The sequence below is a fragment of the Qaidamihabitans albus genome, from assembly GCF_016464705.1.
Taxonomy (GTDB): domain Bacteria; phylum Actinomycetota; class Actinomycetes; order Mycobacteriales; family Pseudonocardiaceae; genus Qaidamihabitans; species Qaidamihabitans albus.
This window is the reverse complement of the sequence record NZ_JAEHOB010000016.1, coordinates 33,002-55,424: the sequence shown is the minus strand read 5'-3', so window position 1 is coordinate 55,424 and position 22,423 is coordinate 33,002. Positions and strand designations below refer to the sequence as shown.

General features: G+C 71.8%; 20 protein-coding genes. 16 read left to right on the top strand and 4 right to left on the bottom strand.

The annotated features are described in order from the left end of the window. Positions 1 to 3: 3 nt before the first annotated feature. The 10 genes from JAP66_RS25445 to tsaE all read left to right on the top strand — a co-directional run bounded on the left by JAP66_RS25445 (position 4) and on the right by tsaE (position 10,863). Entirely contained in the window at positions 4 to 1,449 is a 1,446-nt protein-coding gene (locus JAP66_RS25445; RefSeq protein ID WP_199434378.1) for an NAD(P)H-hydrate dehydratase, read from the top strand. Between the two features lie 200 nt (positions 1,450 to 1,649). Beyond that, positions 1,650 to 3,107: an extracellular solute-binding protein gene (locus JAP66_RS25440; protein ID WP_199434377.1), complete on the top strand. Its 1,458-nt coding sequence runs from the start codon at positions 1,650 to 1,652 to the stop codon at positions 3,105 to 3,107. Next, positions 3,104 to 4,027, top strand: a complete 924-nt coding sequence (locus tag JAP66_RS25435) for a carbohydrate ABC transporter permease (protein WP_210770629.1) — start codon at positions 3,104 to 3,106, stop codon at positions 4,025 to 4,027. Before JAP66_RS25440 ends, JAP66_RS25435 begins: the two co-directional genes overlap by 4 nt. Beyond that, entirely contained in the window at positions 4,024 to 4,875 is an 852-nt protein-coding gene (locus tag JAP66_RS25430; protein WP_199434375.1) for a carbohydrate ABC transporter permease, read from the top strand. The genes JAP66_RS25435 and JAP66_RS25430 overlap by 4 nt, the downstream gene beginning before the upstream one ends. 1 nt (position 4,876) lies before the next feature. After that, on the top strand, positions 4,877 to 5,914 hold the full coding sequence (locus JAP66_RS25425; RefSeq protein ID WP_307849718.1) for an NAD(P)-dependent alcohol dehydrogenase: 1,038 nt from the start codon (positions 4,877 to 4,879) through the stop codon (positions 5,912 to 5,914). Next, complete coding sequence (locus tag JAP66_RS25420; protein WP_199434374.1) at positions 5,907 to 6,704, top strand: DeoR/GlpR family DNA-binding transcription regulator; 798 nt, start codon at positions 5,907 to 5,909, stop codon at positions 6,702 to 6,704. The genes JAP66_RS25425 and JAP66_RS25420 overlap by 8 nt, the downstream gene beginning before the upstream one ends. Continuing rightward, positions 6,701 to 8,113, top strand: coding sequence for a xylulokinase (gene xylB / locus JAP66_RS25415; RefSeq protein WP_199434373.1), 1,413 nt, complete (start codon positions 6,701 to 6,703; stop codon positions 8,111 to 8,113). Before JAP66_RS25420 ends, xylB begins: the two co-directional genes overlap by 4 nt. 64 nt (positions 8,114 to 8,177) lie before the next feature. Then, entirely contained in the window at positions 8,178 to 9,308 is a 1,131-nt protein-coding gene (gene alr, locus JAP66_RS25410; RefSeq protein ID WP_199434372.1) for an alanine racemase, read from the top strand. Then, entirely contained in the window at positions 9,305 to 10,402 is a 1,098-nt protein-coding gene (locus tag JAP66_RS25405) for an alpha/beta fold hydrolase (RefSeq protein ID WP_199434371.1), read from the top strand. The genes alr and JAP66_RS25405 overlap by 4 nt, the downstream gene beginning before the upstream one ends. Further along, a complete protein-coding gene (gene tsaE, locus JAP66_RS25400) occupies positions 10,399 to 10,863 on the top strand; it encodes a tRNA (adenosine(37)-N6)-threonylcarbamoyltransferase complex ATPase subunit type 1 TsaE (RefSeq protein WP_210770627.1) in 465 nt (154 codons plus the stop codon). Before JAP66_RS25405 ends, tsaE begins: the two co-directional genes overlap by 4 nt. Positions 10,864 to 10,878: 15 nt before the next feature. Here the strand turns inward: tsaE and JAP66_RS25395 are convergent, their stop codons facing one another. From JAP66_RS25395 to JAP66_RS25385, 3 genes are read right to left on the bottom strand one after another with little or no spacing between them, the layout of a single operon-like run. Continuing rightward, the gene (locus JAP66_RS25395) at positions 10,879 to 12,213 is read right to left on the bottom strand and encodes a carboxyl transferase domain-containing protein (RefSeq protein ID WP_199434369.1); all 1,335 of its coding nucleotides are present in this window, start codon (positions 12,211 to 12,213) and stop codon (positions 10,879 to 10,881) included. Further along, complete coding sequence (locus JAP66_RS25390; protein WP_307849714.1) at positions 12,206 to 13,642, bottom strand: acyl-CoA synthetase; 1,437 nt, start codon at positions 13,640 to 13,642, stop codon at positions 12,206 to 12,208. Before JAP66_RS25390 ends, JAP66_RS25395 begins: the two co-directional genes overlap by 8 nt. 41 nt (positions 13,643 to 13,683) lie before the next feature. Then, positions 13,684 to 15,030 (bottom strand): SLC13 family permease, encoded by a 1,347-nt coding sequence (locus tag JAP66_RS25385; RefSeq protein WP_199434367.1) that lies wholly within the window; start codon positions 15,028 to 15,030, stop codon positions 13,684 to 13,686. Positions 15,031 to 15,212: 182 nt separating this feature from the next. On the opposite strand from JAP66_RS25385, the gene JAP66_RS25380 reads away from it, so the two are divergent. From JAP66_RS25380 to tsaD, 4 genes are all read left to right on the top strand, one after another. Further along, complete coding sequence (locus JAP66_RS25380; RefSeq protein ID WP_307849713.1) at positions 15,213 to 15,932, top strand: FadR/GntR family transcriptional regulator; 720 nt, start codon at positions 15,213 to 15,215, stop codon at positions 15,930 to 15,932. A 76-nt stretch (positions 15,933 to 16,008) separates the two neighbouring features. Next, positions 16,009 to 16,623, top strand: coding sequence for a tRNA (adenosine(37)-N6)-threonylcarbamoyltransferase complex dimerization subunit type 1 TsaB (tsaB, locus tag JAP66_RS25375; protein WP_199434366.1), 615 nt, complete (start codon positions 16,009 to 16,011; stop codon positions 16,621 to 16,623). Beyond that, positions 16,620 to 17,093 (top strand): ribosomal protein S18-alanine N-acetyltransferase, encoded by a 474-nt coding sequence (gene rimI / locus JAP66_RS25370; protein WP_199434365.1) that lies wholly within the window; start codon positions 16,620 to 16,622, stop codon positions 17,091 to 17,093. Before tsaB ends, rimI begins: the two co-directional genes overlap by 4 nt. Continuing rightward, the gene (gene tsaD, locus JAP66_RS25365; RefSeq protein WP_199434364.1) at positions 17,093 to 18,139 is read left to right on the top strand and encodes a tRNA (adenosine(37)-N6)-threonylcarbamoyltransferase complex transferase subunit TsaD; all 1,047 of its coding nucleotides are present in this window, start codon (positions 17,093 to 17,095) and stop codon (positions 18,137 to 18,139) included. Before rimI ends, tsaD begins: the two co-directional genes overlap by 1 nt. A 185-nt stretch (positions 18,140 to 18,324) precedes the next feature. Here tsaD and JAP66_RS25360 read toward each other — a convergent pair whose 3' ends face one another. Then, on the bottom strand, positions 18,325 to 19,935 hold the full coding sequence (locus JAP66_RS25360) for an alkaline phosphatase D family protein (protein WP_199434363.1): 1,611 nt from the start codon (positions 19,933 to 19,935) through the stop codon (positions 18,325 to 18,327). A gap of 363 nt (positions 19,936 to 20,298) precedes the next feature. Between JAP66_RS25360 and groES the strand changes: the two genes are divergently transcribed. Further along, positions 20,299 to 20,592, top strand: coding sequence for a co-chaperone GroES (gene groES, locus JAP66_RS25355; protein ID WP_106182079.1), 294 nt, complete (start codon positions 20,299 to 20,301; stop codon positions 20,590 to 20,592). An 80-nt stretch (positions 20,593 to 20,672) separates the two neighbouring features. After that, positions 20,673 to 22,292 (top strand): chaperonin GroEL, encoded by a 1,620-nt coding sequence (groL, locus tag JAP66_RS25350; RefSeq protein WP_199434362.1) that lies wholly within the window; start codon positions 20,673 to 20,675, stop codon positions 22,290 to 22,292. Positions 22,293 to 22,423 lie beyond the last annotated feature (131 nt).

Genomic DNA, 22,423 nt, shown 5'->3' with positions numbered 1-22,423 from the left:
CCTGTGCGGGGAATCTGGACCACGGAGCACGTTCGGGAGGCCGAGGGGCGCCTGCTGGCGGTGACCCCGGAGGGCGCGCTCATGCGCCGCGCCGCGTTCGGGGTGGCGGTGCGCGCGGCGGAACTGCTGGCCGAGCACGCCGGTGGCATATCCGGGCGGCGGGTCACCCTGCTCGTCGGTGCAGGCAACAACGGTGGGGACGCCCTGTGGGCGGGCACTTTCCTGCGCCGTCGCGGTGCGGGAGTCTCGGCTGTGCTGCTCAAGCCCGAGAAGGCGCATCCGCAAGGGCTTGCGGCCTTCCGGCGGGCAGGCGGCCGTGTGCTGTCCGCCGCCGAGAGTCCACAGTGGATCGGACGGGCCGACGTCGTGATCGACGGCATCGTCGGTATCTCCGCGAAGGGACCGCTGCGCCCGGACGCCGCCGCGCTCCTCGAGCACGTCAGCGCTCCCGTGCTGGCCGTCGACCTGCCGAGCGGGGTCGAGCCGGACACCGGCGCGGTCGACGGTCCCGCGGTGCGGGCGGCGTGCACGGTCACCTTCGGTGCACTCAAGCCCGTGCACGTGCTCAATCCGGACCGTTGCGGCGACGTCGCGCTTGTCGACATCGGCGTGGCCGGCGAGCTGGGCGAGCCGGATCTCGTCCAGCTCGACGCCGCGGATGTGGCGGCCGCGTGGCCGATCCCCGGGCCGGCCGACAACAAGTACACCCAGGGGGTGACCGGTGTCGCCGCCGGTTCGGCGACGTATCCGGGTGCGGCTGTGCTCGCGACCGCGGCGGCCGTGCGCTCGACCTCGGGAATGGTGCGCTACGCCGGGCCGGCGGCGGACGTGGTCCGCTCGCACTGGCCGGAGGTCGTGGCCACCGGATCGATCTTCGATGCCGGCCGGGTGCAGTCCTGGGTCGTCGGCCCGGGCATCGGCACCGGCCGCGACGGCAGGGACGTGCTGGCGCACGCGCTGGGCCAGGGCGTGCCGGTCTGCGCGGACGCGGACGCGATCACGATCGTCGCGAGGCATCCGGAGGTGCTCGACGCGCGCGACCCGGATACGCCGCTCGTGCTCACCCCGCACGACGGCGAGTTCGAGCGGCTGGCCGGTGACAGGCCCGGCACGGACCGGGTGCGTTCGGTGCTCGACGCCGCCCGCCGTTTCGACGCCGTCGTACTCCTCAAGGGGCACTGCACGATCGTCGGCCACCCGGACGGGCGGGTGCTGGTCAACCGCGCCCGTGGCTCCTGGCTCGCGACGGCCGGTTCCGGTGACGTGCTGTCGGGCCTCGTCGGCGCGCTGCTGGCGTCGCGGCTTGATCCGTGGCTCGCCGCCGGGGTCGCGGCGGATGTCCACTCGCGGGCGGGCCACCTCGCCGCGAACGGGGTCCCCGTGTCGGCGTCCGGTGTCCTCGAAGCCGTCCCGGATGCCGTCCGCCAGGCCCGCACCCTCGCCCCCTGACCCCGCTGCACTTAGCCCGCAGAAGGCACCACACGCAGCCCGGCCGGCTGCATTTAGCCCGCAAAAGGCAGCCGGTGGGGGCGGTGTCTGGCCGAAGTTATCGAGTTTTGTGTTAACAATCCGAGCTTTCTCTGGTAAGAATGGCAGGCCCTGGCATGCACACGAGCGCATGTCTCATGACCAGGTAGCCGGAGGAAACGATGACCCAGCGTCGGGTACTGGACCGGCGGACCGTGCTCCGCGGCGCCCTGGCCGGTGGCGCCGCCCTGGCAGGCGGTGGCCTGCTGAGTGCCTGTGGCGGCCGGCAGGACGCGGTCCGGATCGCCACCGACGACCGGTGGCGACAGTTCGCGGGCACAACGCTCAACTTCATCTCGGAGAACACGGCGCCGACCGCCGCCATCGCCGCCAACCTGCGGCCGTTCACCGAGCTCACCGGCATCAACGTCAACATCATCACGCTCGAGCTCACCGCGCTCGTCCAGAAGGTCGCACTGGACCTCGCCGGTGGTGAGTCGCAGTACCACGTGATCTACGCCGACCCTTACCAGGTGCTCGCGCCCTACTCGAAGGGCCTCGTCGACCTGCGAGAACTGGCCACCGACAGTAGCCTGCCCGGGCTCGACGGCGGCTTCGGCGACTTCATCACCACCCAGCTCGACGCCGCGGGCCGCTTCGGTGACGGCGAGGCCGTCTACACGCTGCCCTACGACTGCCCGACGATGATCTGGCAGTACCGCGCCGACCTGTTCGCCAAGCACCACGACCGGATGTCGGCCGACCTCGGTTTCGACCCCACGCCGAGCGCCGAGCGCACCTGGGAGGAGTACTTCCGGATCGCGCAGTGGTTCAACGACAACACCGACGACGTCGCCTACGGCACCGGCCACCAGGCCAAACAGCACGACTCGCTGATGTGCGACTTCTCCAACGTGCTCTGGGCCCACGGCGGCGACTACTTCGACAACGGCGACGCGATCGGGCGGTACGGCACCGTCGACCCCGGCGACTGCCGCCTCGACAGCGACGCCGCGATCGAGGCCGCCGAGTTCTACCGGCGGCTGCTCTCGGTCGCCGATCCCTCCTCGCGCACCTGGGACTGGAACGGCCTCGCGCCCGCGCTGACCTCCGGCCGGATCGCGATGTGTCCCAACTGGCACGAGTACGCCGCCGACAACGAGAGCGCCCGCCCCGGCGACTTCGGCTACGCGCCCCTGCCGCGCGGGCCGGCGCGCTCGGCCAACATCTACGGCGGCACGGGCATTGCCATCAACGGCAACACGCTGCCGAACGAGCGGATGGCCGCGTGGCTGTTCGTCAACTGGGCCACCTCCCCGGAAACCCAGCTCGCCAACCTCAAGAGCTCCGCGGGCGGCGGGACCCCCACCCGCGAATCGGTGTACCAGCTGCCGGAGGTGCGGGCCGCCGAGCAGCGTCCGAGCGCCATGCCCAACATCCTCACCGCCCCGGCGGTCACCACGGCATGGGAGGACGACAACATCGGCCTCCGGCCGAAGATCCCGATGTGGAACGAATGCGACACCGCGATCTACACGCAGCTGTCCAGGATGCTCGCCGGTGACGTCTCTCCCGCCGGAGCGATGCGGGAGAGCACGGCCCGATTCAACCGGATCATCGATCGGGGGTGGGCGGCATGAGCCTCACCGTCGAAGCACCCCCTGCCGAGCGCACCGGCACGTCGCCGTCCCGCCGCCGGCGGTTCGGGTTCCACGCGCGGATGATGGCGCCGGGCATCCTGCTGCTGGCGGTGCTGTCGCTCATTCCCCTGTTCACCGTCATCGCGATGAGCCTCTCCCGCGTCCGCCTGCTCGGCGGTGTGTCGTTCGGCTTCGTCGGCGGTGAGAACTGGGCGCGCTTCTTCACCGACATCGATCTCGCCGTGCAGTGGCTGCGCACGCTGGTGTTCTTCGTGCTCACCGTGGGCCTGGAGATGCTGCTGGGAGTCGGGCTCGCGCTGTGCCTGTGGAAGATCATGCGCGGGCGCAACACCCTGCTGAGCCTGTTGCTGCTGCCGATGTTCGTCGCGCCGGTGATCGTCGGCCTGCTCGGTCGGTTCCTCACCGACTCGACGTTCGGCCTGTACTCGTGGCTGCTCGGCCTCGTCGGCTACGAGGGCGACCTGCTCGGCGGCACCTACTCCGCGTTCATCTCGGTCGTCGCGATGGACGTCTGGCAGTGGACGCCGCTGATCGCGCTGATCGCGCTGGCCGGGCTCACCTCGGTACCGCAGCCCTTGCGTGAGGCCGCCGCGATCGACGGCGCGAGCGGCTGGCAGGCGCTGCGCTCGGTCATCCTGCCGTCGATCTCGAGCGTCCTGCTCGTGGCATTGCTGATCCGGTCGATGGACGCCATCCGTTACTTCGACATCATCGCGGTCACCACCAACGGCGGCCCCGCCGACGCGACGAAGGTCGTGCCGATCCGGCTCTACGAGACGGCCTTCCGCTTCTTCGACCTCGGCTACGCCGCCGTGATCGGCCTCGTGATGCTCGCGGTGACCATCGCGATCGCCCGCGCGTTCGTGGGCGTCCTGGAACGGAAGGGGCTGACCCGATGACCGCAGGCGCAGCGATCGACCGCACACCCCGGCGCGCCCGGATCGGCGTGGCGATACTGCTCGGCGTCGCTCTGCTGTGGACACTCGTGCCGCTGGTGTGGATGGCGCTGTCGTCGTTCAAGTCCGACGCCGACGTCACCTCGGCCGAACCCACGGTGTTCTTCGAGCCGACGCTGGACAACTACGCGAACCTGTTCACCGGCGCGAACGACCTCACCCCCTACATCCTGCACAGCGTGCTCGCCGCGGGGATCTCCTCGGTTCTGGCGACCGCGCTCGGCGCGCTGGCCGGTTACGGGCTGGCCGGGAGCAGGATGCGCGGCAAGAAGCACGTCGCGTTCTGGATCATCTCCACCAGGATGGCACCGATCGCGGTGGTCGTGCTGCCGCTGTTCCTGCTCTTCCGCGGCGCCGGGCTGATCGACACCATTCCCGGCCTCGTCCTCGCCTACCTGACGTTCAACCTGCCGTTCGCGATCTGGCTGATGAGCGCGTTCTTCGCGCAGGTGCCCGCGTCGCTCGAGGAGTCCGCGCTGGTCGCCGGGTGCAACCGGTGGCAGGCGTTCCGGCACATCGTGTTGCCGCTGACGAAGTCGGGCCTGGTGACCACCTTCGTGCTGTGCCTGGTGTTCTCCTGGAACGACTACGCGTTCGCGCTCGTGTTCAGCGGGCCGAACTCGCAGACCCTGCCCATGGCCGCCGACCAGCTGGTGACCCAGACTGGGATCGACTGGGGGCAGCTCACCGCGATCGGCACGATCGTGGTGTTGCCGATGATCGTCGCCGGTCTCGCGGTCCGCCGCTGGCTGGTGACCGGACTGACGTTGGGAGCCGTAACCGGTGAATGACATCCCCGAATCGATGAAGGTCTCCGTGCTGAACGGGGTCCACGACATCGTGACCGAGCAGCGGCCGGTGCCCGAGCCGGGCCCGGGGGAGGTGCTGATCCGGGTGCTGGCGGTGGGCACCTGCGGTTCGGACGTCCACTACTACGAGCACGGCCGGATCGGTGACTTCGTCGTGAAGAGCCCGCTCGTGCTGGGCCACGAGCCCGGCGGCGTGGTCGTCGCGCGGGGCCCCGGCGCCCGGCTGCACGAGCCGGGCACGCGTGTGGCGCTCGAACCCGGAGTGCCGTGCTCGCGCTGTACCCAGTGCAGGCTCGGCCGCTACAACCTGTGCCCGGACATGCGGTTCTTCGGCACCCCGCCGATCGACGGCGCGTTCTGCGAGTACGTGGTATTGCGCGAGGAGTTCGCCCACCCGGTGCCGGACACCGTGAGCGACGAGGCGGCCGGGCTGCTCGAACCGCTGTCCGTCGGCGTGTGGGCCTGCCGGAAGGCGCGGGTCCAGCCGGGCTCGCGGGTGCTGATCACCGGCGCCGGCCCGATCGGGCTCGTCGCGGCGCAGACCGCGCGGGCCTTCGGTGCGACCGAGGTCGTGGTCACCGACGTCAACCCCGCGCGGCTGCATTCTGCCCGCGAAATGCGGGCCACGGCGACCGTCGACGTGGCCCGGGAGTCGCTCGCCGACGCCGGGTACGAGCCGGACGTCCTGCTGGAGTGCTCCGGCGTGCCCGCCGCGGCAAGCGAGGCGATCCGCCTCGTCGGCCGCGCGGGCCGCGTCGTGCTGATCGGCATGGGCGGCGACGAGATCCCGCTGCCGCTGGCCCACGTGCAGGGCTTCGAGATCGAGGTGACCGGCACCTTCCGCTACGCGAACACGTGGCCGGCGGCGATCGCGCTCGCCGCGAGCGGCGAGGTGGACCTCGACCGGCTCGTCACGCACCGGTTCGGGCTGGAGGAGGTCGAGCGGGCGCTGACCGTCGCGGGCGAGGACGAGACCGTGATCAAGGCCGTGGTCCTGCCACAGATCGCCGAGCGTGGCTAAGCCAAGGCCCTCCGACGCCGCCGTGGAGCAGCGGCGGCAGGAGATCCTGCGCACGGTCATCGACCTGGGCGAGGTCCGCATCGACGACCTCACCGGGCGGTTCGGCGTGAGCCTGATGACCATGCACCGGGACCTCGACGACCTCGCGGACCGCAGGCTGCTGCGCAAGCTGCGGGGCCGGGTCGCCGCCTATCCGGCACTGACCATGGAGACGGCGAAGCGCTTCCGGGAGGGCCTGCACCTGGCCCAGAAGGAGGCGCTGTGCGCGGCCGCCATCCACGAGGTGTCGCCGGGGCAGACGGTGTTCCTCGACGACTCGACGACGCTGTTCCCGCTGGCCCGCCGGCTCACCGAGCTCGAACACCTCGTGCTGGTCACCAACTCCCTCGAGATCGCCCGGATCGTCGGCGAGGACCGCGGGACAAGCGAGGTCATCCTGCTCGGCGGCCGCTACACCGAGTTCGACTCGTGCTCCGGTCCGGACGTGCTGGCCACACTCGGCCGGATCCGCGCCGACCTCGGATTCGTGTCGGCGACCACGGTCGCCGGGGGACGGCTCTACCACCCGGTACGGGACTACGCCGAGCTCAAGCAGGCCGCGCTGGCCGCGGCCAACCGCAACATCCTGCTGGCCGACCGTTCCAAGTTCGGCAGGACGGCCACCTACGCATACGGCGACGTCGGCGACTACGACCTCGTGATCGTCGACGACGCGGCACCGGAAGAGGAGATCGACGCGATGCGGACATTCGACACCCGGATCCAGCTCGTAGGAAGCTCTGGAACATGAACAGCAACGACGAAGTTCTGGTGGCGGGAGTCGACTCGTCGACACAGTCGACCAAGGTGATGGTCTGCGACGCGCGGACCGGGCGTGTGCTGCGCACCGGCCGCGCCGAACACCCGGACACCACCGAGGTGGACCCGGCCCGGTGGTGGACGGCGTTGAACAAGGCGACCGACGGCCTGCTCGACGACGTCGCGGCCATCGGCGTGGCCGGTCAGCAGCACGGGATGGTGACCCTCGACGACGACGGCGAGGTGGTGCGGCCCGCGCTGCTGTGGAACGACACCCGCTCGGCCGGTGCCGCCGCCGACCTCACCACCGAGCTCGGTGGCGCGCGGGCGTGGGCGGAGGCGGTGGGCTCCGTCCCGGTCGCCAGCTTCACCGTCACGAAGCTGCGCTGGATGGCGGACCACGAGCCCGAGCTCGCCGACCGGGTGGCCCGCGTCATGTTGCCCCACGACTGGCTGACCTGGCGCCTCGTCGGCGGCGAACCGGTCACCGACCGTGGCGACGCCTCCGGCACCGGCTACTTTTCGCCCGCTAAAGGCGCCTACCGGGCCGACATCCTGGAGCGGGCGTTCGGCGGGCGGCGCCCGGAGCTACCGAGGGTGCTCGGCCCGGCCGAGTCCGCCGGGCGTACCGAGGACGGCAAGCTGGTCTCCGCGGGCACCGGCGACAACATGGCCGCCGCGCTGGCGCTGGAGCTCGGGCCGGGTGACGTCGTCGTCTCGCTCGGCACGAGCGGCACCGTGTTCGGTGTCAGCGAGGCGCCCCCGGCCGATCCCACCGGCACCGTCGCCGGGTTCGCCGACGCCACCGGGCGGTTCCTGCCGCTGGCCTGCACGCTCAACGCCGCCAGGGTCCTCACCGCCACGGCGCGCCTGCTCAACGTCGAGCTCACCGAACTCGACCGGCTCGCGCTGAGCGCCGCCCCCGGCGCGGGCGGGCTCACCCTGCTGCCCTACCTCGACGGCGAGCGGACCCCGAACCTGCCGGAGGCCGCCGGTTCGCTGTTCGGCCTGCGCAGGGCGAACATGACGCCGGAGAACCTCGCGCGGGCGGCCGTCGAGGGCATGTTGTGCGGGCTGGCCGCCGGGCTCGACGCGGTGCGCGCGCACGGCATCGAGGTGCGCCGGGTGCTGCTCATCGGCGGTGCCGCCCAGTCGGAGAGCGTGCGGGCCGTCGCGCCGATCGTCTTCGGCGTCCCCGTCGTCGTCCCCGAACCGGCCGAGCACGTCGCCATCGGCGCCGCCAGGCAGGCGGCGTGGGCACTGGCAGGCACCCCGCAACCGCCTGCCTGGCAGGGCAACACCGCCGTACGACTGGACGAGCCCGCGGAGGCGGATGCCGCCGAGGGGGAGCGGATCCGGCAGCGGCACGCCGACTCGCGCGACCTGGTGCACGAGTTGTAGCCGCACGTGTTCCTCGCCACCACCGGCGGGCGGCCGCGCGGGCTGTGGGAAAATCGTTGCCGACATGAGCGTTGATCAGCCACCCCGCGCCGAGGTTGTGATCGACCTCGACGCGGTCCGGCACAACCTCGGCCTCCTTTCCGCACGCGCGGCCGCCTCCGGCGCCGCGACGATGGCGGTCGTCAAGGCCGACGGCTACGGCCACGGTGCCGTGCCGGTGGCCGGTGCCGCCGTCGAGGCGGGCGCGACCTGGCTGGGCGCGTGCTCACTGGGCGAGGCCCTCGACCTGCGCCGGGCCGGGATCACCGCGCGCCTGCTCAGCTGGCTGGACACCCCGGACGTCGACTTCACGGCCGGCATCGCGGAGGACGTCGACATCTCCGTCAGCTCGGCAGGGGAGCTCGCCAGGGTTGTCGCCGCCGCGGACCGGGCAGGCGAACGGGCCCGCGTGCACCTCAAGATCGACACCGGCCTGGCCCGCAACGGCTGCCCGCCGCACTCCTGGCCCGCCCTGGTGAAGGCCGCGGCCGCGGAGCCGGGCCTCGACGTGGTCGCGGTGTGGTCGCATCTTGCGTGTGCCGACGAACCCGGTCATCCGTCCATCGACCTGCAGGCCCGGCGGTTCGCCGACGCCTACCGCGTTGCCAGGGATGCGGGACTGGACCCGATGCGGCACCTGGCCAACTCGGCGGCGACGCTCACCCGCCCGGACCTGCACTTCGACCTCGTGCGGACCGGCATCGCGATGTACGGGCTGAACCCCGTGCCACAGCCCGAGGATCTGCGGCCGGCCATGACCCTGCGGTCGAGCGTGGTGCTCACCAAACGGATCGAGACGGGTGAGTCCGTCTCCTATGGACACACGTGGACGGCGGCGCGGGACACGACGGTGGCGCTGGTGCCGGTCGGCTACGGCGACGGGGTGCCGCGCACGCTGTCCGGGCGGATGAGCGTCTGGCTCGGCGGGAAGCGACGGCCGGTGGTCGGCCGGGTGTGCATGGACCAGATCGTCGTCGACTGTGGAGACGACGAGCCCGCCGTCGGCTCCGAGGTGGTGCTGTTCGGGGCGGGCACGCGCGGCGAGCCGACGGCCCGTGAATGGGCGGACACCCTGGGCACCATCGACTACGAGATCGTCACCGGCATGTACCGGCCACGGGTCCGGCGCCGCTACACCGGGGAGGGCGGCCGGTGAGCCCGTCGGCGAGGGTGCTGGGCATCGCGGGCGGGATCGGCGCGGTCCTCACCGGCGCCGCCGCCGCGGCGATCACCACGGGCCGGTGGCGCCGGAGCGGGCCGGACCCGCTGCTCGACGAGCCGCTCGGCCGGCTGGCTCCCGACCGCACCTCGACGGTCGCCGCCGACGACGGCACACCGCTCGCCGTGGACGAGATCGACCCGGCCGACGGTGGCAGGCCCGCGCTGACCGTCGTCGGCGTGCACGGTTTCGCGCTGTCCCAGCAGAGCTGGCACTTTCAGCGCCGCGACCTAGCCTCGCTCCGGCTTCCGCGCGTGCGGCAGGTCTACTACGACCAACGTGGGCACGGCCGCTCCGGGGCCGCGGCCACCGACACCAGCACCATCGAGCAGCTGGCGCTCGACCTGGACGCCGTGCTGCGCGCCGTGGCTGCCGACGAACCGATCGTCCTCATGGGGCACTCGATGGGCGCGATGGTGATCATGGAACTCGCGCAGAAGAACCCCGAGCGCTTCGCCGAGCAGGTCTGTGGTGTGGCGCTGATCGCCACGGCGGCGGGCGAGGTGGGGGCCCGTGGGCTGCCGCGATCGCTGCTGTCGAAGTACAACCCGGTCACCAGGGGCGTCGGTGAGCTGGCCGGCTGGCAGCCCGGCCTGGTCGAGTTCGTGCGCGCCTCCGGTGGGCAGCTCACCCGGCAGGCGGTGCGGCGGCTGGCGTTCGGCAGCCGGGACGTCAGCCCGCGGCTGGTGGACTTCACGCAGGAGATGCTGGCGATCACCCCGGTGCGCCAGCTGGTGAACTTCGTCGACACGCTCGGCAGCCACAACCGCTATGCCGCCCTCGCCGGGCTGAAGCACGCGCACGTGCTCGTGGTGGGTGGGGACGCCGACCGGTTCACGCCGTACTCGCACGCCGAACGGATGGCCGCGGAGCTGCCGGACGCCGAGCTGGTCCGGGTCCGCGGCGCCGGGCACATGGTGCAGCTGGAACAGCCGGAGCTGGTCAACAGTCACCTGATCGACCTGCTGCAGATGTGTTCCGGTGTGAACGGCGGGCGATCCCCGCGCAGAACCTGGTGGTGGCGCAGATGAGAACGGAACTATCGGAACCCGAGGACACCATCCGGTTCGGCCGCGCGCTCGGCCGTGTGCTGCGAGCGGGGGACCTGGTGCTGCTGGCCGGTCCGCTCGGTGCGGGCAAGACCACGCTGACGCGCGGGATCGCGGAAGGGCTCGGCGTGTCCGGGCGGGTCAGCTCGCCGACGTTCGTGCTCGCGCGCGTGCACCCGGCCGGACCGGCGGGGGTGCCGCTGGTGCACGTGGACGCCTACCGGCTCGGCGGCGACCTGTCCGAGCTGGACGACCTCGACCTGGACACGGAGCTGGAAGCGGCTGCCGTGGTGGTCGAGTGGGGCGAGGGCATGGCGGAGCGCCTCTCCGACGACTACCTCGTGGTGCGGCTCGATCGCCGGCCGGACGACGTCCGGGTCCTTGACCTGGAACCGCACGGAACCTGGACCGACCGGGCCGTGCACGTGGTCCACCCCTCGTGAGTGCGCACACGAGTTCTAACTCGCGTGGCCACTCACGACGCCGCGGGCCACGCCGAGCGCCACCAGGTCGCCGGGGCGCAGTCGCAGCTCGTTCGCGGTGGCCGGCACCTCGGACGCGGCACGCTTGAGGATGGCCGCCGCGGCCTCCGGCGAGGTCACCGAGAAGTAGCTGTCCGGCGTGACCCAGGTTCGATCCGGTGCGGCGAACGCGAGCGCGCCGCCCGACCCGCCCTCACCGATCACCAGCGTGGTCACCGGCACCCTGGCCGAGGCGACGGCGGCGAACATCTCGGCGATGGCGGGCCCGGCCCCGGCCCGTTCGGCGGCCGCGTCGTTGGCCGCGCCCGGCGTGTCCACCAGCGTCAGCACGGGAATGCCGAGCCGGTCGGCGAGACGCACCAGCCGCGCCGCCGTGCGGAACCCCGCAGGCAGGGTCGCCGTGCCGCACTGCGCCGCGTAGGCGATCGTCGCACCCGCGCGCCGGCCGAACCCGCACCGCACTCCCGGGTCCACGCCGCCACACCGGTCGCCGCTGAGCTCCTCCCGCCACTCGAAGTAGCTGTCCAGATAGGACTCGGCGCGCGGCCGGCCCGCCGCCCGGGCCCGGCGCACCGCGTCCCACCCCGTGGCGGACGGCGCGGTCGCCGCACCAAGCGCGTCCGGCGGGGGAGCGGCCTGCCCGGCCGGGCTGGTGAGGAGCCGCAGCCAGCGTTCGAGGCGCTCCGGTAGCGCGCCCGGCTCGACGATCTGGTCGACGTGCCCGGACTCGAACTGCCCCTCAGCGGTGTAGGGACGGGGGTCGCCCGGCGGGCGGACCCGCGATCCGGCGAAACCCACCTGTGCACCCGGCGACGCAAGGGTGACGTCGGCGCCCGCCCCCAGCGTCGCCCAGCCGCCGCCGGTCGCCGGGTCCCGCAGCAGCGCGAGCTGCGGCAACCCGGCCTGGCGGGTGAGCGCCGACTGGCGCGCGACCCGCTGCAGCTGCGCCAGCGCCCGCATCCCCTCCTGCATGCGGCTTCCGCCGGTGGCGATGAGCGACACGACCGGGAGCCCCAGCTCGCGGGCGCGGGTGAACGCCTTTTCGAGCCGCAGTCCGGTCCGCTCGCCGATCGAGCCGCCGAGGAAACCGAATTCGAAGGCGATGAGCACGGCCTCGATGTCACCGACCTTGCCGATGCCACACACCACCGACTCCCGCTCGCCGGTGCGCTGACCGGCGCGTGCGCGTGCTTCGTCGTAGCCACGCCAGCCGATCGGTCCGTCCACACCGGACTCGGGGACGTCCTCGGACGGGAACTCGGCGAACGCGGCCGCCACCGCGTCGAGCAACCTGCGCACCGGTTCAGGCATCGAGCGACCGTTTCAGCACTTTGCCCATGTCGTTGCGCGGCAGCGAGTCCAGGTAGCGAACTATCCTGGGGCGCTTGTGCGGGGAGAGCAGCTTCGCGACGTGGTCGGTGAGCTCACGTTCCGCGGGCGGCTCGCCGTCGGCCACGATCCACGCGACGATGCGCTCGCCGAGATCCTCGTCCGGCTCGCCGGTGACCGCCACCTCCGCGACACCGGGATGTTCGAGCAGCGCGTTCTCGATCTCCCCTGCGCCGATCTTGTACCCGCCGCTCTTGATCAGATCGGTGGCCTTGCGGCCGACGATGCGGACGTAACCGTCCGCGTCGCGGGTGGCCATGTCGCCGGTGCGGAACCAGCCGTCGTCGAACGCCTCGGCGGTGGCGTCCGGCCGGTTGAGGTAGCCGCTGAACAGGTTGGGACCGCGAACCTGGATCTCACCGACGGTCTCGCCGTCGCTGGTCTCGATCGTGCGGCCGTCGTCGTCGACCAGCCGCAGCCGCACGCCCGGCAGCGGGACGCCGACCGTGCCCGGCCTGCGCTCGCCGTCCGCACGGACGCTGGTGTTCATCAGCGTCTCCGTCATCCCGTACCGCTCGATGACCTGCTGGCCGGTCGCGGCGGTGATCAGCCGGTGGTCGCGCACCGGCAGTGCAGCCGAGCCGGACACCAGCAGCCGCGCGCCACGCAACGCTCTCGCCAGCTCGCCGCTGGCGTTCACCTCACCGGCGATCCGGTGATACATCGTGGGCACGCCGAACATCATCGTGGCCTCGCCGCCGAGCTCCCTGGCGATCGCCTCGGTGGAGAACCGGCCGATGTGGTGCACGGTGCCGCCGCGCCGCAGCGGCCCCAGGATGCCGAGGATCAGGCCGTGGACGTGGAACAGCGGCAGCGCGTGCACCAGCACGTCGTCGGCGGTCCACTGCCAGGCGTCCTCGAGGGCGTCGAGGGTCGAGGCGATCGCGCGCCGGGGCAGCACCGCTCCCTTGGGCGGGCCGGTGGTGCCGGAGGTGTAGACGATCAGCGCCGGCGCCTCGTCGCCGGGTTCCTCGGGCAACTCGCCTGCCGTGCCGGTGAGGGTGACGTCCTTGCGGGGTAAGGCGTCGAGCGCGGCGGGCAGGTTCGCTCCCGGCTCGGTGAGTACGAGCGCGGGTTCGCTGTCGGCGACGATGTGGGCGAGCTCGCGCTCACCGATCTTGGGATTGACCGGGATCGCGGGGACCCCGGCCAGCAACGCGGCGACCACGGCGACGCTTGTCTCCATGCCGGCCGTCGCCCAGACCGCGACCCGTCCCGGCGCGCGGGAACGCAGGTCGTGCGCCAGCGCCCCCGCCACGCCAGCCAGTTCGGCGTAGCCGAGCGTGCGGTCGCCGAAGCGCAGCGCGGGCTTGGCCGGCGCGGTGTGCAGGGCCGGGAAGAGGACGGTCACACGGTCTCCTTGTCGTCGTGGTTCGTCACCGCCTGCGGGTCTCAGCCGAAGCCGGGCACGAGCAGTACCAGCCATACGGCGGCCGGGGCCGCCGCGACAATGATGCCCCCGTAGACCATGAGCTGCTTGAAGAAGCGGTCGCGGTCGACGTCCTGCGCGTTGGCCAGGACGAGTGCGCCGTTGGTGGAGAACGGGCTCACGTCGACCACGGTGGACGACACCGCGAGAGCGGCGATCATGGTGACGGGGCCGATGGTGCCCTCCAGCAGGAACGGCACGGCCAGCGGGATGAGCGCGCCCATGATGCCCACGGACGAGGCGAACGCGGAGACGATCGCGCCGATGTAGCAGATCAGCAGCGCGGCGATCAACGGGACGCCGACATCGGAGACGGCGTTGCCCGCGTAGTCGATCGTGCCCAGCTCCTGGAGCACACCGACGTAGGTGAGCATGCCGCAGATGAGCAGCACCGTCGGCCAGGTGACATGGCCTACCGCCTGCCTGCTGGTGGCGGGCCAGACGATGCTGAGCAGCACCGCGAGCGTGATCGCGGTGAGGCCGACGTCGAGGTCGAAGACCAGTGTGGACACCACGAGCACGGCGAGGCCGCACAGCGTCGCGATGCGCGCGGGCGTCAGCCGGGTGGCATCGCCGGCCTCCGGCCGGGACTCGCCGGACTCGCCGCCGGTGCCGGAGCCGGTGCCCGCCGTGCCGCCCGTGGCCGGGGGACCGTCTCCGCCGACGGCGGCGAGCTGGTGGGCCGGGGTGGCCGGGGTGGCCGAGGTGGACAGTTTGAGTCCGCCGCAGACCACGAACACGATCGCGGCGATCACCAGGTTGGCGACGAGACTCGCCAGGAAGAGCACGATCTCGTTGCCGGGCAGTCCCTCACGGGCGACGATGCCGTTGACGATCGTGCCGTAGATGCTGATCGGGGAGAACCCGCCCGCCTGCGCCCCGTGCACCACCATGGCGCCCATGAGCAGCGGGCTGATCCGGTAGCGCGAGGCGAAGCCCAGCGCGATAGGGGCCACGATGGCCACCGCCGCCGGGCTCACCGCGCCGATCGCGGTGAGCGCGCCGCTGATCACGAACATCACCCACGGGATCAGCGCCAGCCTGCCGCCGACGGCTCGGATCGCCGCGTGTACCAGCCAGTCCGTCGTGCCGTTCGCCCTGGCGATGGCGAACAGGTACGTCACGCCCACCAGCACCACGAAGAGGTCACCGGGAAAGCCCGCGAAGATGCCGTCGGCGTCCATGCCGCCGGCCAGCGTGCCGACGCCGAACGCCGCCGCGAACGCGAGGGCCCCCATGTTGATGGATCTGGTCGTGGCGATCACGAAGATCACGACGAGGACGAGGATGGAGACGAGTTCGGCGGACATGCGGGGCTCCCGTCGTTGGGGTCGCTGCCGGGCTGACTGGCCAAGTGGCTGAACCACTTTGCGGTCCGGTCGTCCGTGGTGTCAAGGTTGAGTGGCAAAGTGGCTCGTCCAATTGGCCACTCGGCCACTGTTCCGGCTGTTAGGCTCGCGGCAGCAGGTCAGCAACGAGCGAGGGGGACCGAGTGTCCGATGCCTTGCGCCCGATGGCCCGGCCCCGGCTGTACGAGCAGGTGCTGGAGCGGCTGCGCGAGTACGTGGCCGACGCCGGCCTGCGGGCGGGCGACAAGCTGCCCGCCGAGCGGGAACTGGCCCAGCGGCTCGGGGTGAGCAGGGCGTCGATCAAGCAGGCGATCGTCGTGCTCGAGGTGCAAGGTGCGGTCGAGGTGCGCCACGGCGGCGGCACCTACCTGGTCCGGGACACCCTCGACGTGGAACCGGTGGACAAGCTCGTCGAACGGCGGCGCCGCCTGCCGGACGTGCTCGAGGCCCGCGAGGCGCTGGAGACCAAACTCGCGGAACTCGCTGCGGAGCGCCGCACCCGGCAGGACCTGGACGCGCTCGAGGCCGCGCTGGCGTACATGCGCGAGGAGATCGACGCGGGTGAGCGCGGCGTCGAGGGTGACCGCCGGTTCCACGCGGCGGTGACGGCCGCCGCGCACAGCTCACTGCTCGCCGAGTTCATGCGCTCCATCGCCGACCAGATCACCGAGAGCCGCACCGAGTCGCTGCGCCAGCCGGGACGGCCGGGCCGCTCGCTCGGCCAGCACCAGAGCATCTTCGACGCGATCGACCTCGGCGATCCGAGGAAGGCCGCCGCCGCCATGCGCCGCCACCTGCGGACCGTCGCCAAGGTCCGGCTGCTGGCGTGGAACCCGGAGGCCCCCGAGGACCCACCCGGCTGACCGCCCCACGCTGCCTTTAGCCCGCTAAAGGCAGCGTGGGGCGTGCGCGGTGCGGGGGCGGTCGTAGGCTCGAAGGGTGCTAGTTCTCGCCATCGACACCGCGACCCCGGCGGTCACGGCCGGGGTGGTCGCCGTGCGGCCGGAGGGGAGCACCGTGCTCGCCGAACGCGTCACCCTCGACGCCCGCGCGCACGGCGAACTGCTCACCCCGCACGTGCTCGACGCGGTCCGCGAAGCCGGACTGACCCTGCGCGACCTCGACGCCATCGCCTGCGGTGTCGGCCCCGGCCCCTACACCGGCCTGCGCGCGGGCATGGTCACCGCCGCGGCCCTCGCGCACGGCCTCGACATCGCCGCCTATCCGGTCTGCAGCCTGGACGCGATCGCCGCAGGCGTCACCGCGGACGAGCCGTTCCTCGTCCTCACCGATGCGCGGCGCCGGGAGGTGTACTGGGCCGCCTACGACGCGCGCGGCGTCCGGACGGACGGCCCGCACGTGGCCCGTCCCGCCGAACTCGACTCGCCGGTCCAGCGGGTCGTCGAGCACGAACGGCCCGCCCCGTACGGGATCGCCGCCGTCGCGCGCGAGGCCGTGCTCGCGGGCGAGCGGCCCGCGCCGCTGACCCCCCTCTACCTGCGCAGGCCCGATGCCGCCGAACCGGGTGCGCGGAAGCGGGTGACCACACCATGAGACTGGAGCCGCTCCGCCGTGGGCACCTCCGCCGTTGCGTCGAGATCGAGCACATCCTGTTCCCCGGCGACAGCCCGTGGAATGCCCGCGCGTTCCACGCCGAGCTCGACGCGGGCGGCTACTACCTCGCGGCGGTCACCGAGGAAGGCGAGCTCGCCGGTTACGCCGGGCTCGCGGTGGCCGGTCCCCGCGGCGACCGGGAGACCAGCGTGCACACGATCGGAGTCGACCCGGCCTACCAGGGCAGGGGGATCGGCACCGCACTGCTGCGCGCGCTGCTCGAACGGGCCGACGAGCTGCGCGCACCGGTGTTCCTCGAGGTACGCACCGACAACGACGCCGCCATCCGGCTGTACGAGAGGCACGGCTTCAGCCGGATCGGCGTGCGCAAGCGCTATTACCAGCCCTCCGGAGCGGATGCGTACACGATGATGCGGCAGGCGCGCGAGGCGCAGGAGGTGGCCGGCTGATGCCCAGGATGATTATGGGGATCGAGAGCTCGTGCGACGAGACCGGCGTCGGGCTTGTGCGCCTCGCCGACGACGGCACGGTCGAGTTGCTCGCCGACGAGGTCGCCTCCAGCGTCGAGCAGCACGCGCGCTTCGGCGGCGTGGTGCCAGAGGCGGCGAGCCGGGCACACCTGGAAGCGATGGTGCCCACCGTGGAGCGGGCTCTCGTCACGTCCGGTCTCGGCCTGCCGGACGTGGACGCCATCGCGGTGACCGCGGGCCCCGGGCTCACCGGGGCACTGCTGGTGGGGGTGTCCGCGGCCAAGGCCTATGCCGCGGCATTGGGCGTGCCTCTCTACGGCGTCAACCACCTCGCCGGGCACATCGCCGTGGACACCCTGCAGCACGGACCGCTGCCCGCGCCGTGCCTCGCGCTGCTCGTCTCCGGCGGGCACACCCAGCTGCTGCGGGTGGACGACATCGCGAGCAAGATCACCGAGATCGGGTCCACCGTGGACGACGCGGCCGGCGAGGCGTACGACAAGGTGGCGAGGGTGCTGCGGCTGCCCTACCCGGGCGGTCCGCCGATCGACAAGGCCGCGAGGAACGGCGATCCGGAGGCGATCGCGTTCCCGCGTGGCATGACCGGGCCGCGCGACGCGAAGTTCGACTTCTCCTTCTCCGGGCTGAAGACCGCGGTCGCCCGCTGGGTGGAGGCGGCCGAGGCGCGCGGTGAGGCCGTGCCGGTCGACGACGTGGCCGCGTCGTTCCAGGAAGCCGTGGCCGACGTGCTCACCGCGAAGGCCGTCCGTGCCGCGGACGAGCTGGGCATCGACACGCTGGTGATCTCCGGCGGGGTGGCGGCGAACTCACGGCTGTCGGCACTGGCGGCCGAGCGCTGCGCGGCGGCCGGTATCGAGCTGCGGGTGCCGCGGCCCCGGCTCTGCACCGACAACGGTGCGATGATCGCTGCGCTCGGCGCCCACGTCGTCGCGGCCGGAGCGAAGCCGTCGGCGCTGGACATCTCCGCCGACCCGGCTCTGCCGGTGAGCACCATCTCGATCTGAGTCCCTCGTGAGTGTTGCCGCGAGTTAGAACTCGCGGCAACACTCACGAGCCGGTCAGCGCGGCCGCACCTCGGTCAGCCCCGGGTTGCGGTCGGCGATCTCGAACGACGCCCGGGTGCGCACCGGGGCGCCGGGCTCGGTGACCCGGTCCACCACGCNCCCCCCCCCCAACACTCACGAGCCGGTCAGCGCGGCCGCACCTCGGTCAGCCCCGGGTTGCGGTCGGCGATCTCGAACGACGCCCGGGTGCGCACCGGGGCGCCGGGCTCGGTGACCCGGTCCACCACGCGGAAGTCCGCCCGCATCTCCTCGCGCGTGATGCGGGTGCGCACGTAGCCGCGCTGGGCGTTGCGGAACTTGATGTGCGGGTTGCGCTGTAGGTTGGGGTCGTCCGCCGGGTCGGAGTCCGCGCCGTTGCCGCCGGAGGTGATGGAGCTGGTGACCAGCTCGGTACCGACGACCGGGCTGTCCGCGTCGGCGTAGTTCGCCTTGAGCTCGTTCGCCCAGTGGGTGTGCACGTCGCCGGTGAGTACCACGGGGTTGCGGACGCCCGCCTCGACCCAGCCTTCGGTGATGCGTTCCTGCGAACCCTTGTAGCCGTCCCACGCGTCCATGCTGTTGGCGCCGGATGCGCTCACCCTGCGGGCGAAGAACACCTGCTGGCCGAGTACGTCCCAGCGGGCGCGCGAGCGGCGGAAGTTGTTCAGCAGCCAGGCCTCCTGCTCGTCGCCGGTGAGGGTGCGGGCGGGGTCGGCGGAGTCCTCGCACACCTTCCAGCCGTCGTCGCAGGCCTGGTCGTCGCGGTACTGCCGGGTGTCGAGCATGTGGAAGTTCGCCAGTGAGCCCCACGTCACCGTGCGGTACAGCTGGATCGACGAGCCGCGGGGCCGGTTGCGGCGGCGCAGCGGCATGTTCTCGTAGTAGGCGCGGAACGCGTTCGCCCGGCGCTGGATGAAGTCGGGCTGCGGAATCTCCGGCTTCTCGTGGACGTCGCCCGCCCAGTTGTTGTCCACCTCGTGGTCGTCGGGCACCACGAGCCACGGTGCCACCGCGTGCGCCGCCTGCAGGTCGGCGTCGGCCCGGTACTGGGCGTAGCGCTGCCGGTAGTTCGCCAGCGTCTCGGTCTCCGGTCCGGCGTGATCGCGGACGTTGCCGTCGGGGGAGACGTAGACCTGCGGCTTGTACTCGTAGACGTAGTCGCCGAGGTGGAGAACGAGGTCCGGTTCGTCGGCGGCGAGATGACGGTAGGCGGTGAAGTAGCCGTGCTCGAACTGCGAGCAGGAGGCGAAGCTCATCGCGAGGCCGGAGCCGAGCACGCCGACCGGCGGGGCGGTGCGGGTACGGCCCGCCGGGGACACGTGGCCGCCGGCGCGGAAACGGTAGAAGTACTCCCAGCCCGCCCGCAGGCCGGCCACCTCGGCGTGCACCGCATACCCGGCGTCCGGACCGGTGCGCTCACGGCCACGGCGCACGACCCGGCGGAACCTTTCGTCGAGCGCCACCTCCCACTGCACCTCGACGCGGTTGCCCGTCATGCCGCCCATGCCGTCCTCGGCGAGCGGCGAGGGAGCGAGCCGGGTCCACAGGACGACGCTGTGGTGGTCGGGTTCGCCGGACGCCACGCCGAGGGTGAACGGGTCGCCGGGGACCGGCCTGCCCGCGCCCTGCGCCGCGGTGGCGGTGAGCGGCAGCGTCGTGGCTGTCGCCGCCACGGCGGCGGCACCGAGTGCGGCGCCGCCGAGGAGGACGTGACGGCGGGAAGTCGAGAAGGAGGGGTTCTCACCTGATGCGGGCACGAAGATTCTCCCAACGGGTGGCGGTCAGCCGGAACCCGCACAGCCTGCAAGTCCAGAGTGGCCGTTCCTTCCCGAACGGGTGAGCACGCGGTGAACGTTTGGTGCGCCGCGTCCGCAGCCCCGCGTGCTGCCTTTAGCGGGCTAAATGCAGCACGCGGGGGTGGGGTGAACCGGCCGGTGAGATACCGCGGGGCCGCTTTTCGCCCGTGCGGGATACCCTGGTTGCGCGGCTAGCACTCGCGTCGCTAGAGTGCTAATCGCACGGCACCGCACACGCCCCGGCACCCGCGACGGCGGGGTGGTAGGAGCCGTACCCAACTAGGTACCTGCCAACGCTTTCGACGACCCGTGGAGGTCAACCCGGTGAGCGTGAACATCAAGCCGCTCGAGGACAAGATCGTTGTCCAGACGAGCGAGGCCGAGGAGACGACGGCTTCCGGTCTCGTCATCCCCGACACCGCGAAGGAAAAGCCCCAGGAGGGCAAGGTCCTGGCCGTAGGCCCGGGCCGGATCGACGACAAGGGCAATCGGATCCCGCTGGACGTGAAGGAAGGTGACGTCGTCATCTACTCCAAGTACGGCGGCACCGAGGTCACGTACAACGGCGAGGAGTACCTGATCCTGTCCGCCCGCGATGTGCTGGCCGTCATCAACTGACGACCCGCGTATGCGTTGACGCCCCGGATCCCGCTCAGCCGGGGACCGGGGCGTTCGCGTGCATTTAGAGAGGTTTCTCAATGCCTAAGCAGATCCACTTCGACGAGGACGCTCGTCGGGCGCTCGAGCGCGGGGTGAACAAGCTCGCCGACGCGGTCAAGGTGACGCTGGGACCGCGTGGCCGTCACGTCGTGCTGGACAAGAAGTTCGGCGGCCCCACGATCACCCTCGACGGCGTGACCGTCGCCCGCGAGATCGAGCTCGACGACCCGTTCGAGGACCTGGGCGCCCAGCTCGCCAAGAGCGTCGCCACCAAGACCAACGACGTGGCCGGTGACGGCACCACGACGGCGACCGTGCTGGCCCAGTGGCTGGTGAAGGTCGGCCTGCGCAACGTCGCAGCCGGTGCGAACCCGGCCGCGCTCGGCCGGGGCATCGAGGCCGCGGCGGACAAGGTCGTCGAGTCGCTCAAGGCCAAGGCGACCCCGGTCAAGGGCCGGGACAACATCGCCCAGGTCGGCACCGTGACCTCGCGGGACGCCACCATCGGCGCCCTGCTCGGCGAGGCCGTGGAGAAGGTCGGCGAGGACGGCGTGATCACCGTGGAGGAATCCTCCACGCTGGCCACCGAGCTGCAGATCACCGAGGGTGTCCAGTTCGACAAGGGCTTCCTCTCGGCGCACTTCGCGACCAACCCGGAGGAGCAGCGGGCAATCCTCGACGACGCCTACGTGCTGCTGCACCGGGAGAAGATCTCGGCGCTGAACGACCTGCTCCCGCTGCTGGAGAAGGTCGTCGAGACCAAGAAGCCGCTGCTGATCATCGCCGAGGACGTCGAGGGCGAGGCGCTGTCCACCCTCGTGGTGAACTCGCTGCGCAAGACGATCAATGTCGTCGCGGTGAAGGCGCCGTTCTTCGGCGACCGGCGTAAGGCGTTCCTGGACGACCTCGCGGTCGTCACGGGTGCCGAGGTCATCGCCGCGGAGGTCGGCCGCAAGCTGTCCGAGTCCGGCCTCGAGGTGCTGGGCCGGGTCCGGCGCATCGACGTGACCAAGGACACCACCACGATCGTCGACGGCGCCGGCACGAAGGACGACATCGACGCGCGGATCGCCCAGATCCGCAAGGAGATCGAGACCACCGACTCCGACTGGGACCGGGAGAAGCTGCAGGAGCGCCTGGCCAAGCTCGGTGGCGGGGTCGCGGTCATCAAGGTCGGTGCGGCCACCGAGACGGAGCTCAACGAGCGCAAGCACCGCATCGAGGACGCCGTGGCCTCCACCAAGGCTGCCGTCGAGGAGGGCATCGTGCCCGGCGGGGGTTCGGCGCTCGTGCACGTCGCCAAGGAGCTGGAGGGCGGCCTCGGCCTCACCGGCGACGAGGCGACCGGTGTGAAGATCGTCCGGGAGGCGCTCACCGCGCCGCTCTACTGGATTGCCAGCAACGCAGGCCACGAGGGCGCTGTCACCGTGTCCAGGGTGCTGGAGCAGAGCTGGGGTCACGGCCTCAACGCCGCCACCGGCGAGCTGACCGACCTGCTTGCCGCCGGTGTCGTCGACCCGGTCAAGGTGACGCGGTCCGCGGTGGCCAACGCCGCCTCGATCGCTCGTCTGGTGCTCACCACGGAAGGTTCCGTGGTGGAGAAGCCGGAGGAAGAGGACGAGAACGCCGGTGGCCAGGGCCACGGGCACGCTCACTAGTCACTCCCCTGCGATACGGAACGGGGCGGCACTCCAGCTGGAGTGCCGCCCCGTTCTCGTTGTCCGGCGCCCACCTGCCCCGCGCGCGCTGCCTTTAGCGGGCTAAATGCAGCACGCGGGCGCCGCCGGAC